Origin of the sequence: Allorhizobium borbori (assembly GCF_014196535.1) — a bacterium.
Lineage (GTDB): Bacteria > Pseudomonadota > Alphaproteobacteria > Rhizobiales > Rhizobiaceae > Ectorhizobium > Ectorhizobium borbori.
Genome location: NZ_JACIDU010000009.1, coordinates 112,328 through 126,212, shown reverse-complemented (window position 1 = coordinate 126,212; position 13,885 = coordinate 112,328). Strand labels below are relative to the sequence as shown.

Genomic DNA, 13,885 nt, shown 5'->3' with positions numbered 1-13,885 from the left:
TATCCTCCACGTCTATTTGGGGCGTCGCAGGCGTTCCGCAAGCCCCGACGTATCAGGAGAAGAGGATCGACGACATCTTGCGCCGCGCGGCGATCGTTGCCGGGTCCTTCGGCCCCCAGGTTTCGAAGAACTGCACCAGTTCCTTGCGGGCGAGGTCGTCGCCATAGGTGCGGTCCTTGCGCATGATGAGCAGCAGGTGATCCGCAGCTTCATCGCGCCGGCCTTCGACATTACGGATCTTGGCGAGCTTGATGCGCGATTCGTGATCGTCCGGGCTCAGCGCCAGCATATGTTCCAGCGCTGCGGGGTCGCCGAGCTTGCGGGCTTCCTCGATCTGCGCGATCTGCTTGAGAATGGCCTGAATGCCGGCATCCTTGGCGGTTTCTTCCGGCAGGCTCGACAGCAGATCGCGGGCGCGCTCATGCTGGCCGGCCTCGATCATGCAGCGGGCGATACCAGCAACCGCGCGCGGATTTTCCGGAGCGTGCTGGAGAACGGCGCCAAAAAGCTGGCCCGCGCTGTTGATGTCGCCGGCATCGAGCAGGGTCTGGGCTTCGTCCAGTGCCGCATCGATTTCCGCCTGCTCGTCGCCGGCGCCACCGGCACCGCCGAGCTTGTCGATGAACTGGCGGATCTGGCTTTCGGGCACGGCGCCCATGAAGCCATCGACGGGCTGGCCGCCGACGAAGGCGACAACGGCGGGGATGGACTGGATGCCGAGCTGGCCGGGAATGGCCGGGTGGTCGTCAATGTTGAGCTTGACGAGCTTCACCTTGCCGGCCGCTTCCTTCACCACCTTTTCGATGACCGGCGCGAGCTGGCGGCAGGGGCCGCACCAGGGTGCCCAGAAATCGACGAGTACCGGCTGCGTCTTCGATTCCTCGATCACGTCGCGACCGAAGGCCGACGTCGTCGTATCCTTGATGACATCACTGCCGGCAGCGGCGGGAGCGGCGGACTGTCCACCGAGATTGACGGTGCCGTGGAGGCCGCCGCCGAAGGAGCCGTTATAGGGATTGTTCGGGCCGCTCATGGTTGTCTCCTGTCCTCGCCGTTACCGGTTTTCTGTCGCATAGATCGTATGTCAGTCCGCCACTTTCAAGACAAGCGGCGTGTGGCCGGTTGCCTCAAGAAAGCGGATGAGATCGTCGCGCGCGACGGCAGTCGTTGCCGTGTTGCGCAGGGGATGACCGGTGATCCGGTCGTGGGCCATCAGGCTTTCGTCCAGCACGAAGGTGACGTTGCCCCCGGCATCACAGAGCGCGCTGAAAACCGTCACCGAGCCCGGCGTGACGCCAAGATAGTTCACCATGGTTTCCGGCTTGCCGAAGGAAACCCGGCCCGATGCGCCGATCACCGTGTGGATGGTCTTGAGATCGACGACCGCACGTTCTTCCACGGTGACGACGAAATGCCGGTCCTTTCGGTCGCGCAGGAACAGGTTCTTGGTGTGAGCGCCGGCAATGGCATCGCGCAGCCATTCCGATTCGCCGACGGTAAAGACCGCCTCATGCTCCAGGGTTTCATGGGCAATGCCGAGGCTGTCGAACAGGTCGAACAGGTCACGGTCGGTTTTCTGGGTCTTCTCGGTCATGGCAGAAGTGTCCGGCAGTCTGAAATGCGTGGTTCTCCATAAAGCGCGCCATTTTTGACTGCAAGCAAAAGCCCGTATTTCAGGCATTGTGACGGGCCACGCTCAAAAAACTGCATGTTTTCGAGAATTCCCTGTTGCATTTGAAAGGGCCTTGCGTCATATAGCCCCCCGTCGGCGCAACACGCTGACCCAGGGCTCAACGATCTACCCCGAGCCCTCGGATTTATGAGCGGGTGTAGCTCAGGGGTAGAGCACAACCTTGCCAAGGTTGGGGTCGAGGGTTCGAATCCCTTCGCCCGCTCCAAATCTTCCTAAGTGAATGTTATTGAAAAACATGCTATGCCGTTGGCGTAGTTCGGTTTTCTGCGTTTTGTCTCTGCTTTTTCTGTTCCTGAAAAAGCATGTCGATTTTCGACATTTCCCTGTTGCATTTGCTCAAGGCTTGGGCCATATAGCCCCCGTCAGCGCATCGCGCCGACCCGAGGCTCAGCGATCTACCCCGAGCCTTTGGACTGATGAGCGGGTGTAGCTCAGGGGTAGAGCACAACCTTGCCAAGGTTGGGGTCGAGGGTTCGAATCCCTTCGCCCGCTCCAAATCTCCCAAGTGCTTTTAGTCTATAGAGCGTTCAAGTTTCGGCACTGCGACGGTCGTTCATGCCGATTGCTGGTTCGTTGCAGTGCAGACCTTGTCGGTTTCGGCGTCCGGGCAAAATGCTGTGTGCAGCGCTTCGACGATCGCCAGTATTTCGAGACGCGTGATGCGGTAGTGAACGCTGGTTCCCACCCGTCGGGCGGCCACAAGGCCATCGGCGCGCAGGCGCATCAATTGCTGCGACATCGGCACCTGATCGATCCCCAGTTCGTCGCGCAGGTCTGCCACCGAACATTCCTTTCGGCCAAGCGCACAAAGAATCAACAGCCTTTGCGGGTGCGAAAGGCTTTTCAACAGTTGCGCGGCCTTGTCGGAAGCCGGAATTAATTCTTTCACATTCATATTTTTGAATTTAATGTTTTTGAATGTATGATTGGTGTAGGTTCTGTCGTGGTCAGCCCAGACTACATCGCGAAGGCGGGTTTGGGAATCGCGTGTGGAGCACTTTGCGTCGGTAACCCGGGGAGGGGATGCCGAAAGCACTTCGGGAGGAAGTCATGGCTCATATTGTTGTACTTGGTGCAGGTCTTGGCGGCATCGTCATGGCCTATGAAATGCGTGAAAAGATGCGCGGCGAGGATCGCCTGACCGTTGTCAATCTCGGCTCCACTTATTCCTTCGTGCCTTCCAACCCCTGGGTGGCCGTCGGCTGGCGCGAGCGCGAGGATCTGACGGTTGATATTGAACCGGTGCTCAGGAAACGCGGCATTGCGTTGCGCCCGGAAGGAGCGCGCAAGGTTTTGCCGCAGGAAAATCGTCTGGAAATGAACGATGGGTCGTTCCTAGACTATGATTATCTCATCATTGCCACCGGGCCGGATCTTGCCTTCGATGAGGTGCCGGGACTTGGTCCGCAGGGCTATACGCAATCCATCTGCCATATCGATCACGCGCTGGCTGCCCGGGGTCAGTTTGACGTGCTGGTTGCCAAACCCGGGCCGGTGGTCATCGGTGCCGTTCAGGGCGCGTCCTGCTACGGCCCGGCCTACGAGTTCGCCTTCATCGTCGATTCGGCGCTGCGCAAGGCTAAGAAGCGGGATCAGGTGCCGATGACCTTCGTGACACCGGAGCCCTATGTCGGCCATCTGGGACTGGATGGCGTGGGTGACACCAAGACGCTTCTGGAAAGCGCGCTGCGGGAACGTCACATCAAATGGATCACCAATGCCAGGGTTACCTCCGTGGAAGAGGGGGTGATGCATGTGGAAGAGGTTAACGATGATGGCACGGTGAAGATGAAGCACGATCTGCCCTTCGCCTATTCCATGATGCTTCCTGCTTTTCGTGGTGTGCCGGCGGTGGCGGGCATCGAAGGGCTCGTCAACCCGCGCGGTTTCGTCACCATCGATAAACACCAGCGCAACCAGGCTTATCCGAACATCTTTTCGGTCGGTGTGTGTGTTGCCATTCCGCCAGTGGGCAAGACGCCGCTGCCGGTCGGGGTGCCGAAAACGGGCTTCATGATCGAATCCATGGTCAGCGCGACGGCCGAAAACATTGCCGCGCTGCTGAAGGGGGATGCGCCGCGCGCCGTGGCCAGTTGGAACGCCGTCTGCCTTGCGGATTTCGGCGATGAGGGGATTGCCTTCGTGGCGCAACCGCAGATCCCGCCGCGAAACCTGAACTGGGCCGTGCGCGGTAAATGGGTTCACGCCGCCAAGATCGGCTTTGAAAAATATTTCCTGCACAAGGTGCGCACTGGCAAGGCCGAGACCTTCTACGAGGGCATTGCCCTTGACATGATGGGCATCAAGAAGCTGAAGGGCGTGCAGTTCGAGCAGGGCTGAGACCTTGCGGGTGGAAATCGCGACAATCGCCGGGTTATAAGGAGCTTGCGATTGTCGCGTCCTTACCCGGAGAAGCCATGCCTCGCCTTCTGCTCATCCTTTTCGCCACACTGGTTTCAGGTGCCTTTGCCGCTGCGCAGGCCGAATGGAAGGCTGCGGAGAAGATCGTGACCTATCCGGTGTCCGGAACCACGGGCATGGCGCTTTACCAGTCGATCGGCGAGAACGGGCCGGTGATCGGCAATGGTGTGCGGGCCATCGCGCATACGACCTTCAAGCTTCTGTGGAGCCGGGATTACCAACCGCGAGGCACGGCCTGCGTGCTGGCCTCGGCGCGGCCGAGCCTGACCATCACCTATACGCTGCCGAAGCCGAGCGCCGCGCTCCCGCCGGCCATGAAGGCGAAGTGGGACATGTTCCTGGCCGGCATCCGCAAGCATGAGGCGGTGCACGGACAAAACATCCGTGATCTGGTGGGTGAGATCGAGCGGGTTTCGGTGGGTTTGACGGTTGAGAACGATCCGGGCTGCAAGAAGATCCGCGATGACCTGCAGGGCAGGCTCAAGGTGCTTTCGGATGCGCGGCTGAAGAAGGAAAGCGATTTCGACAGGCTCGAGATGAGCCCGGGCGGCAATGTCCATCAGCTTATTCTGGCGCTGGTGAACGAGTGAATGGAAGAGGCCCGCCGGATTGCTCCGGCGGGCCTCTTCCATTCACGATGGGCTCTGCGATCAGAAGCTCAGTTCGCGGTCGCCGTTTTCGTCACGGATGCAGGTCTGCAGACCGATGCGGTTGAGAACGTTGATAAACGGCTTCGGCGGCAGTTCCTCGACGTTGACCATCTTCTTCGCATCCCATTCGCCGGTGGCGACAAGGATGGCGGCTGCGACCGGCGGCACGCCGGCGGTGTAGGAAATGCCCTGCGAACCGACTTCCTCGTAGGCTTCCTTGTGGTCGGCCACGTTGTAGATGAACACGGTGCGTTCCTTGCCGTCCTTGAGGCCCTTCACGTAGTCGCCGATGCAGGTCTTGCCTTCGTAGCCCGGCGCCAGCGATGCCGGATCAGGCAGCACGGCCTTGACGACCTTGAGCGGCACGACTTCGAGGCCTTCAGCGGTCTTGACCGGCTGCTCGGAGAGCAGGCCGAGGCTCTTCAGAACGGTGAAGACGTTGATGTAGTGATCGCCAAAGCCCATCCAGAAGCGCACGTCGGCACCGTCCATGTTCTTTGCCAGCGAGTGAACCTCGTCGTGGCCGCAAAGATAGGCGCGGCGGGTGCCGACGACCGGCAGGTCGTAATCCTTGCCGATCTCGAACATCTTGTTCACGTTCCACTGGTTGTTCTGCCAGGAATAGACGACGCCGGTGAATTCGCGGAAGTTGATTTCCGGGTCGAAGTTCGTGGCGAAGTACTTGCCATGGCTGCCGGCATTGATGTCGACGATGTCGACATCCGTCACCTTGTCCAGATATTCGTCCTTGGCGAGGCGCGCATAGGCGTTGACGACGCCCGGATCGAAACCGGCGCCGAGGATGGCGGTAATGCCCTTTTCCTCGCATTCGGCGGCGCGCTTCCACTCGTAGTTACCGTACCACGGCGGGGTTTCGCAGATCTTGCCCGGTTCTTCGTGGATGGCGGTGTCGATGTAGGCGACGCCGGTATCCATGCAGGCGCGCAGCACCGACATGTTGAGGAAGGCCGTGCCGACATTGATGACGATCTGGCTGTTCGTCTTGCGGATGAGATCCTTCGTTGCCTCGATATCGAGCGCGTCGAGAGCATGGCCTTCGAAAATGCCAGGCTGCTTCATCGCCTTCTTTTCATGCACGCTGGCGATGATCTTCTCGACCTTCGCCTTGGTGCGCGAAGCGATATGGATATCGCCCAGGATGTCATTGTTCTGCGCACACTTGTGCGCCACGACCTGAGCTACGCCACCGGCGCCGATAATCAGGACATTCTTCTTCATCTCACACAAAAGCCTCCGTGGACCTTGATAGGGGTGGGGAAATTGTCCGCCTGATCGCTTCAGGACAGACTCTGCTTGTAATCCTCGTAAGAGAATTCGCGAACGGTTCGAACCGTGCCGTCGAGTTCCCTGACGGCAATCGCCGGCATCTTCACGCCATTGAACCAGTTTTTCTTGACCATCGTATAACCGGCTGCATCCTGAACCGAAAGACGGTCGCCGGCCTTGACGGGGGCGGGGAAGCGGAAGGTACCGAAAATATCGCCGGCAAGGCAGGACTTGCCGCAGATCATCACCTCATACTCGCCTTCGTTCGGCTCCATCTTGGCGCTCTGGCGGTAGATGAGCAGGTCGAGCATGTGCGCCTCGATGGATGAGTCCACGATGGCGAGGTTCTTGCCGTTGTAAAGCGTGTCGAGCACGGTCACTTCCAGCGTGGCGCTTTTGGTGATCGCGGCTTCGCCGGGTTCCAGATAGACCTGAACGCCGTATTTCTCCGAAAACTGCTTCAACCGTGCTGCGAACTGTTCCAGGGGATAGTCATCGCCGGTGAAGTGGATGCCGCCGCCGAGGCTCACCCATTTGGCGCGAGCGATGAGAGAGCCGAAGCGGTCCTCGATGAGGGTCAGCATCTCATCGAAGCGGCCGAAATCGGCGTTTTCACAATTGTTATGGAACATGAAGCCGGAAATCTTGTCCATCACGGCTTCGATCTTCTCCGGGTCCCATTCACCGAGACGGGAGAAGGGCCGGGCCGGGTCGGCGAGATCGAAATCGGAGGTCGAGACGCGCGGATTGACGCGCAGGCCCCTCACCTTGCCTTCGGACGCCCCGGCGAAACGCTCGAGCTGGCCGATGGAATTGAAGATGATCTTGTCGCAATTGGCGAGGACTTCGGCGATCTCGTCGTCGGCATAGGCCACGGAATAGGCGTGCGTTTCGCCGCCGAACTTCTCGTAGCCGAGCTTGACCTCGTAGAGGGAGGACGAGGTGGTGCCGTCCATATAGTCGCGCATCAGGTCGAAGACGCCCCAGGTCGCAAAGCATTTCAGCGCCAGAAGCGCCCGGGCACCGGAGAGTTCGCGCAGAAGCTTGATCTTCTCGAGGTTCTTGAGAAGCTTCGACTTGTCGATGAGGTAATAGGGGGTCTGGAGCATCGGCATATTCCGTCAGGTTAAGAAAGGCGGCGATCCATTCGCCTTTTCCGCGTGGCGGGTGCTGCGCCCCATGGGGTCAGCGGCTTGCTCCATACAAGCCTTGCCCCCTCTTCTCAAGGGGAATCGGACCCCGCGCCCAGAAAGGGCGCGGAATCATGCGTTCAGGCGACGTGCGGGCGTCGCTCCTTGCCCAGAAGATGGCCAATGGCCGTCTTCACCTCTTCCGGGTTGCGGAAATGCTGGCCATCAAGACCGATGACATGGAATTTGACGGCGATGAATTTCAGTCGATCCTCATCGGGAACAACGATGCCCACCGGAACGCCCTCGAATTCTATGGTCTGCTTTTCCATGAAACCTCCTTGCCGGTTTCGTCTGAACTGATCCCGTACTCCGATACGCCTACCCATCCGGAGCAGGTTTCGCTTTTGCGAGCCTTACATAAGAAGGGTGTTCGGCGCTTCAATGGCGAAATCGAGCTAATTTGACAGAATTTTCTGTCATTCTTTTGTCGTAATCCTTAACGCGGAAAATGATTCCGAATCATTGGCTTCTCTGGAAATTTTGAACTATTTCACCCATGTCCGCGTTGGCCCGTCTTAATAAAGATGAATATTATAGTCAATTTTTTGTACGCGAATGCATCTGCTGCGATCGTCGCATGTCGCCCAAGGGGCTAAAGTCGGTTTGCCGCCTCACGGGCAAGGGCCAGGGAGGCGGTCAGGCCAGGACTTTCGATGCCGAAAAAGTTGATGAGGCCGGGTAGGCCGTGAAGGCTGGTATCATCGACGCGGAAATCCGGGGCGGGGTCGTTCGGGCCGCAGATTTTCGGGCGGATGCCGGAATAGCCGGGGGTCAACGCGTCTTCCGGCAGGCCGGGCCAATAGCGACGGATCGCCTCACCGAAGCCATCGCCCCGGTGCGGATCGACCTCATAGGCGATGGCGTCCACCCATTCGATGTCCGGGCCAAAGCGGGCCTGTCCGCCGAGATCGAGCGTCAGGTGCACGCCGAGCCCGTGAGCATGGGGAGCGGGATAGATGAGGCGGGAGAAGGGGGCCTTTCCCGACAGGAGGAAATAATTGCCCTTGGCGTAGTTTGTCGGCGGGATGTGTTCGGGTGACAGCCCTTCGATCTTTGCCGCGACCTTCGAGGCATATAGTCCGGCGGCGTTGACCAGGATCGTGGTGGAGAGTTCCATCGGTTCTGTACCGCCGGTCCGCACGGTGAATTCGCCGCTTCGCGCGGTGGCGCCTTCGAACGGAGTGTTGAAGGCGAAGGCTGCGCCCTTGTCTTCCGCACCGCCCTGAAGCGCCAGCATATAGGCGTGGCTGTCGATGATGCCGGTTGAGGGGGAGTGGAGCGCGGCGCGGCAGGCGAGCGCGGGTTCGAGCGCCAGCGCCGCATCGCGATCGAGAAGGACGAGGTCGTCGCAGCCATTGGCGAGGCCCTTGGCGCGCAGGGTCTCCAATGCAGCGATTTCCGCATCATCGGTCGCAACGATCAGTTTGCCGCAGCGGCGATGGGGAACCCCGTGGGTTTCGCAGAAGGCGTAGAGAAGGTCGCGGCCTTCGACGCACAGGCGGGCCTTGAGACTGTCTTCCGGATAATAGAGACCGGCGTGGATGACTTCGCTGTTGCGCGATGACGTGCCCGTGCCGATAGCACCGGCGCTTTCCAGAACGATGACGGAATGGCCACGGAGCGCCAGTTCCCGTGCCGTGGCCAGACCGACCACGCCGGCACCCACGACGATTGCGCCTATGTCGGCCATGACCCGTATTCCCCTCGCATCGTTGATACGGGGCAGTATAGGAGGCGCGCCGACCGGCTCAAGCGCAAACAAACCCGCATGCGGGGCTTGTTTTCGCTTTTGAAGAAATATATATGAATATCACTATATATAATTCGTTCCTCACTTGTGGAGAGAAATCATGACGCTCGATCGCGCCGTTCTTGCCTTTGCCGGTTGCATGGTCCTGCTTTCGGTGGTGCTCACCGTTTTCGTGCATCCTTATTTCGTCTGGTTCACCATGTTCATCGGCGTGAACATGCTGCAATCCGCCTTCACCGGCTTTTGCCCGGCTGCGATGCTCTTCGCAAAGCTCGGCATCAAGCCCGGTTGCGCCTTCTGATTGGCTGCTGACCATTTTCAATGGAGTATGTTCATGGCGACCAAGCTGCTACCGCGCATTCTGGTGCTCGCTGCCGTTTCCGCGACCCTGCCGGGGCTGGCGCTGGCTGACGGGTTCCGCGTCGAGCCGGTGACAATGCCGGAATGGAAGGCTGTCTATGGCCGGGTTGAGGCGCGCGACACCGTGGCTGCGCGCGCGCGCATCGGCGGCACCATCCTGTCGCTCAAGGTGACGGAAGGTGACCGGGTGGCTGCGGGAGACGTGATCGCCACCGTTCAGGACGACAAGCTTGAGTTTCAGGTGAAAGCGGTCGATGCCCAGCTTGCCGGGCTGACGGCTTCGCTCGACAATGCCCGGGCCGAACTGGCGCGCGGCGAGGAGCTTATCAAGCGCGGCGTGACGACAGCGCAGCGGCTCGACCAGTTGCGCACCCAGGTCGATCTGGTGGTCAACCAGATTGCGGCGGCCGAGGCCCAGCGCGCGGTGCTGCAGGAACAGCAGCGCGAAGGCTCGGTGCTGGCGCCGGTCGACGGGGTTGTGCTTACCGTTCCGATTACCCGTGACACCGTCATCATGGCCGGCGAGACCGTTGCCACCATCGGCGGCGGCGGCTTTTTCCTGAGGCTCGCCATTCCCGAGCGTCACACGGCGCTTCTGACGAAAGACGCGCTTCTGAAAATCGAGGGTGGCGCCGGTCGCGAAGTCGAAGGCAAGCTCGCGCGTATCTATCCCGAGATCGACAATGGCCGGGTCATCGCCGACGTGGATGTGGCCGACCTGCCGGAAGGTTTTGTCAACAAGCGGCTTCTGGTGCGCGTGCCGATTGGTGAACGCCAGGCCATTCTGGTGCCGGCGGCAGCGGTGGTGCGGCGGTTCGGTATCGATTACATCTCGGTTCGGGCGGGCGATACCACAGCGGAACGTTCTGTCGTGGCCGGTGAACGCATGACGGTTGCTGGCAAACCCATGGTGGTCGTCCTGACCGGCATTGAAGTCGGCGATGAGGTTGTCACACCATGAAGGCTCCCGGTCTCGGTATTGCCGGCGGGCTGACGCGGTATTTCATAACCTCGCCCCTCACGCCGCTCTTTCTTCTGGCCGCGCTGGCGCTCGGCCTTGTCGCCCTCATCACGCTGCCGCGTGAAGAAGAGCCGCAGATTTCCGTGCCGATGATCGACATCATTGTGCAGGCTGCCGGCCTGAAAGCCGAAGACGCCGCCAAGCTGGTCACCGAGCCGCTGGAAACCATCGTCAAGGGCGTCAACGACGTCGAGCACGTCTATTCCCAGACCGCTGACGAGCAGGTGATGGTCACCGTGCGCTTCAAAGTCGGCACTTCGCCGGATGCGGCAGTGCTGCGCGTACATGAAAAGATCCGCGCCAATCTCTCCGCCATTCCCGAGGGTATCCCGGAACCTGTGATCGTCGGTCGCAGCATCGATGACGTTGCCATTGTGGCGCTGACGCTGACGCCTTCGCCCGATAAGGGCAAAGACGTCACCCCTGCCGATCTCACGCGGATTGCGCGGGAACTGCGCGTCGAATTGTCGAAGATCGAGGATGTGGGCCTGAGCTATCTGGTCGGCGAGACCGGCGAGGCAATCCGCATTTCGCCCGATCCGGAAAAGCTGGCGCTTTACGGCGCGACGCTGCAGCAGCTTGCCGCCAAGGTGACAGCAGCGAACCGGTCCTTCTCGACCGGCCTCGTTCGTCAGGATGGCCAGCAGATCGACATCGTTGCCGGCGAAACGCTTTCCACGCCGAGCGAAATCGCCAACCTGCTTCTGACGACGCGCGACAATCGCCCCGTCTATGTCCGGGATGTCGCCGATGTCTTCTTCCTGACAGATACGGCGGAAGCCCGCGTTTCGACTGTAACCCGTAACCCGGACGGCAGGGTGGAGCGCGTTCCGGCCGTGACGCTCGCCGTTGCCAAGCGGGCGGGCGCCAATGCCGTCGTCGTTTCTCACGGCATTCTGGACCGGGTGGAGGCGCTGAAGGGCAGGCTCATTCCCGACAGCATGTCGGTCGAGGTAACGCGCGATTACGGCGATACCGCCAACGAGAAGGCCAATGAACTTCTCTTCCACCTGGGCCTTGCGACGGTTTCGATCATCGCGCTGGTGTGGATCGCCATCGGCTGGCGTGAGGCGCTGGTGGTGGCGGTGGTCATTCCCGTGACGATCCTGCTGACGCTGTTTGCCGCCCGTCTGATGGGCTATACGCTGAACCGCGTCTCGCTCTTCGCGCTCATCTTCTCCATCGGCATTCTGGTGGATGACGCCATCGTCGTTATTGAGAATATTGCCCGCCATTGGGGCATGGGCGGCAAGGATCGCCGTCAGTCGGCCATCGAGGCGGTGGCCGAGGTCGGCAACCCGACCATCGTCGCGACGCTGACCGTGGTCGCCGCCCTTCTGCCGATGCTGTTCGTGTCCGGCATGATGGGCCCCTATATGAGCCCCATTCCGGCCAATGCCTCCGCCGCGATGATCTTCTCCTTCTTTGTCGCGGTGATCGTCACACCCTGGCTGATGCTAAGAGTGGCCGGCAAGGCTCCGGTTCATGCCGGCGCCCATGATGGTCATGGCGATGGCGGAATGCCGGGCCGGCTCTACCGCAAGGTGGCCGAGCCGTTGCTGGCCACCAAGAAGCGGAGCTGGATCTTTCTTGCCGCCGTCGGCTTTGCCACGCTTGCCTCGCTGTCACTGTTCTACACGAAGCATGTGACGGTGAAGCTCCTGCCGTTCGACAACAAGTCCGAGCTGCAGGTGGTGATCGACCTCAAGGAAGGCTCCGCTGTCGAGACGACGGATGCCGTGGCCCAGGACATTGCCCGCATCGTTCTGGCCATGCCGGAAGCGCTGTCGGTGCAAACGCACGCGGCAACGGCGGCTCCCTTCAACTTCAACGGTCTCGTGCGACATTCCTACATGCGCTCGGCGCCCTATATGGGTGACGTGCAGATCAACCTGAAGCCGAAGGGTGAACGCGAGCGTTCGAGCCACGACATCGCGCTCGATCTGCGCGAGCGGCTGAAAGCGGTGAAGCTGCCGCAAGGCGCGGTGCTGAAGGTGGTCGAGCCGCCGCCGGGTCCGCCCGTCATGGCTACACTCCTTGCCGAAATCTACGGACCGGATGCCGCAACGCGCCGCGCCGTGGCTGAAAAGGTCAAGGCGGCCTTCCTCTCCGTGCCCTTCATCGTCGATGTGGACGACAGCTATGGCGAGCCGGCCAAGCGTTTGCGTGCCACGGTTTCCACCGATGCGCTGGAATTCTTCGGCGTGCAGGAATCCGATGTGTTCGACACGCTGGCGACGCTCAACGGCACGTCGGTCATCGGCTATTCGCATCGCGGCGGCGGACAGGCCCCGATCCCGATCGAGGTGGCGCGGCTGAAAGGCGAGAAGCGCTTTGACGAAAAGTTCCTCTCGACGCCGGTTCCCGCCAATGTTCTGCCGGGGTCGCGCTCGGTGGTGGAACTGGGCGATGTGGTGACGGTGCGCGAGGAGCAGGCCTCTTTCCCGATCTTCCGCCACAATGGCCGCTATGCGGAAATGGTGCAGGCCGAACTGGCAGGCGCCTATGAAGCGCCGCTTTATGGCATGATCGCGGTGCAGGACGCGCTCGACGCGATGGACTGGACAGGTCTGGAAAAGCCGGTGATCTCGCTGCATGGCCAGCCGGCCGACGAGGCGAAGCCGGTGCTTCTGTGGGATGGTGAGTGGGATGTGACGTGGATCACTTTCCGTGACATGGGGGCCGCGTTCGGTGTCGCCTTGCTCGGCATCTATATTCTCGTCGTCGCGCAGTTCCGTTCGTTCAAGCTGCCGCTCGTCATCCTCGTGCCGGTGCCGCTGACCTTCATCGGCATTCTTCTCGGGCACTGGCTGTTTTCGGCACCGTTCTCCGCGCCCTCGATGATCGGTTTCATCGCGCTCGCCGGCATCATCGTGCGCAATTCGATCCTGCTTGCCGATTTCGTGCGCCATGCCGCAAGCCCGGAACGTGCGTTGAAAGATGTGCTGATCGAAGCCGGCGCCATCCGCTTCAAGCCGATCATGCTGACGGCGCTCGCGGCGATGATCGGGGCGGTCGTCATCCTGACGGACCCGATCTTCCAGGGGCTCGCCATCTCGCTGCTCTTCGGTCTGGCTTCCTCGACACTTCTGACCGTGCTGGTCATTCCGGCGATCTACCGGGTGCTGCGCACCTGAGCGGATGATCCACCCCGCCAATCAGGGCCGCGGATGGCGTCAAGCCTCTGCGGCCTCTTCATTTTCCCCGCTTGCATCGGGCGTGCGGTGGTGGCAAGGATCATCAGGTAGGGATCCTGTTCCGATTTCTTGGGAAGCGGGATGGTTCGGGAGGATGGGCAAATCGGGAACCTTTGCCTGTGCAAACAATTTATCACTAAATTACGCGGGTTTGGGTCCACCGGCGCAAATTTGCCATGTTTCGTGGAAAAGGCGGAGCACACGTTCACGCGACCGTGAAGGTGGCTTTGTTTCCGGCTGTTCAGCACCGGTACAGAAACCGGCTGCTAGAAGACGTCACTTTGCGGAGTAAATGCCGCGCGTATTATTTCCA

Annotated in this window: 12 protein-coding genes and 2 tRNA genes; 7 read left to right on the top strand and 7 right to left on the bottom strand. The window is 60.6% G+C overall.

The annotated features are described in order from the left end of the window. Nucleotides 1-52: 52 nt before the first annotated feature. On the bottom strand, nucleotides 53-1,033 hold the full coding sequence (gene trxA / locus GGQ66_RS12545) for a thioredoxin (RefSeq protein WP_183792993.1): 981 nt from the start codon (nucleotides 1,031-1,033) through the stop codon (nucleotides 53-55). Between the two features lie 51 nt (nucleotides 1,034-1,084). Beyond that, on the bottom strand, nucleotides 1,085-1,594 hold the full coding sequence (locus GGQ66_RS12540) for a prolyl-tRNA synthetase associated domain-containing protein (RefSeq protein ID WP_183792991.1): 510 nt from the start codon (nucleotides 1,592-1,594) through the stop codon (nucleotides 1,085-1,087). 229 nt (nucleotides 1,595-1,823) lie between these two features. On the opposite strand from GGQ66_RS12540, the gene GGQ66_RS12535 reads away from it, so the two are divergent. Next, a tRNA-Gly gene (locus tag GGQ66_RS12535) sits at nucleotides 1,824-1,898 on the top strand. Nucleotides 1,899-2,113: 215 nt separating this feature from the next. Beyond that, nucleotides 2,114-2,188, top strand: a tRNA-Gly gene (locus GGQ66_RS12530). Between the two features lie 58 nt (nucleotides 2,189-2,246). Here GGQ66_RS12530 and GGQ66_RS12525 read toward each other — a convergent pair. Next, nucleotides 2,247-2,588: an ArsR/SmtB family transcription factor gene (locus GGQ66_RS12525; RefSeq protein WP_183792990.1), complete on the bottom strand. Its 342-nt coding sequence runs from the start codon at nucleotides 2,586-2,588 to the stop codon at nucleotides 2,247-2,249. Between the two features lie 155 nt (nucleotides 2,589-2,743). Between GGQ66_RS12525 and GGQ66_RS12520 the strand changes: the two genes are divergently transcribed. Both GGQ66_RS12520 and GGQ66_RS12515 read left to right on the top strand, forming a co-directional pair. Then, nucleotides 2,744-4,033, top strand: a complete 1,290-nt coding sequence (locus GGQ66_RS12520) for an NAD(P)/FAD-dependent oxidoreductase (protein WP_183792988.1) — start codon at nucleotides 2,744-2,746, stop codon at nucleotides 4,031-4,033. A gap of 77 nt (nucleotides 4,034-4,110) precedes the next feature. Continuing rightward, a complete protein-coding gene (locus GGQ66_RS12515) occupies nucleotides 4,111-4,704 on the top strand; it encodes a DUF922 domain-containing Zn-dependent protease (RefSeq protein ID WP_183792986.1) in 594 nt (197 codons plus the stop codon). Between the two features lie 60 nt (nucleotides 4,705-4,764). On the opposite strand, the gene GGQ66_RS12510 is transcribed toward GGQ66_RS12515, so the two are convergent. From GGQ66_RS12510 to GGQ66_RS12495, 4 genes are all read right to left on the bottom strand, one after another. Beyond that, entirely contained in the window at nucleotides 4,765-6,003 is a 1,239-nt protein-coding gene (locus tag GGQ66_RS12510) for a saccharopine dehydrogenase family protein (RefSeq protein WP_183792984.1), read from the bottom strand. Nucleotides 6,004-6,062: 59 nt separating this feature from the next. Then, nucleotides 6,063-7,160 carry a carboxynorspermidine decarboxylase gene (nspC, locus tag GGQ66_RS12505; RefSeq protein ID WP_183792982.1) on the bottom strand — a complete coding sequence of 366 codons (1,098 nt, stop codon included), beginning with the start codon at nucleotides 7,158-7,160 and terminating at the stop codon, nucleotides 6,063-6,065. 161 nt (nucleotides 7,161-7,321) lie between these two features. Next, entirely contained in the window at nucleotides 7,322-7,513 is a 192-nt protein-coding gene (locus GGQ66_RS12500) for a hypothetical protein (RefSeq protein WP_183792980.1), read from the bottom strand. Nucleotides 7,514-7,836: 323 nt separating this feature from the next. After that, nucleotides 7,837-8,934: an NAD(P)/FAD-dependent oxidoreductase gene (locus GGQ66_RS12495; protein WP_183792978.1), complete on the bottom strand. Its 1,098-nt coding sequence runs from the start codon at nucleotides 8,932-8,934 to the stop codon at nucleotides 7,837-7,839. A gap of 160 nt (nucleotides 8,935-9,094) precedes the next feature. Between GGQ66_RS12495 and GGQ66_RS12490 the strand changes: the two genes are divergently transcribed. The 3 genes from GGQ66_RS12490 to GGQ66_RS12480 are packed head-to-tail and all read left to right on the top strand — an operon-like array spanning nucleotide 9,095 to nucleotide 13,512. Then, the gene (locus GGQ66_RS12490) at nucleotides 9,095-9,295 is read left to right on the top strand and encodes a YgaP family membrane protein (RefSeq protein WP_183792976.1); all 201 of its coding nucleotides are present in this window, start codon (nucleotides 9,095-9,097) and stop codon (nucleotides 9,293-9,295) included. 33 nt (nucleotides 9,296-9,328) lie between these two features. After that, the gene (locus tag GGQ66_RS12485; RefSeq protein ID WP_237358897.1) at nucleotides 9,329-10,315 is read left to right on the top strand and encodes an efflux RND transporter periplasmic adaptor subunit; all 987 of its coding nucleotides are present in this window, start codon (nucleotides 9,329-9,331) and stop codon (nucleotides 10,313-10,315) included. Continuing rightward, entirely contained in the window at nucleotides 10,312-13,512 is a 3,201-nt protein-coding gene (locus tag GGQ66_RS12480) for an efflux RND transporter permease subunit (protein ID WP_183792972.1), read from the top strand. Before GGQ66_RS12485 ends, GGQ66_RS12480 begins: the two co-directional genes overlap by 4 nt. The last annotated feature ends 373 nt before the right edge of the window (nucleotides 13,513-13,885 follow it).

Coding starts and splice junctions, on each gene's coding strand:
- GGQ66_RS12490 (WP_183792976.1), top strand. CDS start 9,095: ATGACGCTCGATCGCGCCGTTCTTGCCTTTGCCGGTTGCATGGTCCTG.
- GGQ66_RS12485 (WP_237358897.1), top strand. CDS start 9,329: ATGGCGACCAAGCTGCTACCGCGCATTCTGGTGCTCGCTGCCGTTTCC.
- GGQ66_RS12510 (WP_183792984.1), bottom strand. CDS start 6,003: ATGAAGAAGAATGTCCTGATTATCGGCGCCGGTGGCGTAGCTCAGGTC.
- GGQ66_RS12500 (WP_183792980.1), bottom strand. CDS start 7,513: ATGGAAAAGCAGACCATAGAATTCGAGGGCGTTCCGGTGGGCATCGTT.
- GGQ66_RS12515 (WP_183792986.1), top strand. CDS start 4,111: ATGCCTCGCCTTCTGCTCATCCTTTTCGCCACACTGGTTTCAGGTGCC.
- GGQ66_RS12540 (WP_183792991.1), bottom strand. CDS start 1,594: ATGACCGAGAAGACCCAGAAAACCGACCGTGACCTGTTCGACCTGTTC.
- trxA (WP_183792993.1), bottom strand. CDS start 1,033: ATGAGCGGCCCGAACAATCCCTATAACGGCTCCTTCGGCGGCGGCCTC.
- GGQ66_RS12520 (WP_183792988.1), top strand. CDS start 2,744: ATGGCTCATATTGTTGTACTTGGTGCAGGTCTTGGCGGCATCGTCATG.
- GGQ66_RS12480 (WP_183792972.1), top strand. CDS start 10,312: ATGAAGGCTCCCGGTCTCGGTATTGCCGGCGGGCTGACGCGGTATTTC.
- nspC (WP_183792982.1), bottom strand. CDS start 7,160: ATGCTCCAGACCCCCTATTACCTCATCGACAAGTCGAAGCTTCTCAAG.
- GGQ66_RS12525 (WP_183792990.1), bottom strand. CDS start 2,588: ATGAATGTGAAAGAATTAATTCCGGCTTCCGACAAGGCCGCGCAACTG.
- GGQ66_RS12495 (WP_183792978.1), bottom strand. CDS start 8,934: ATGGCCGACATAGGCGCAATCGTCGTGGGTGCCGGCGTGGTCGGTCTG.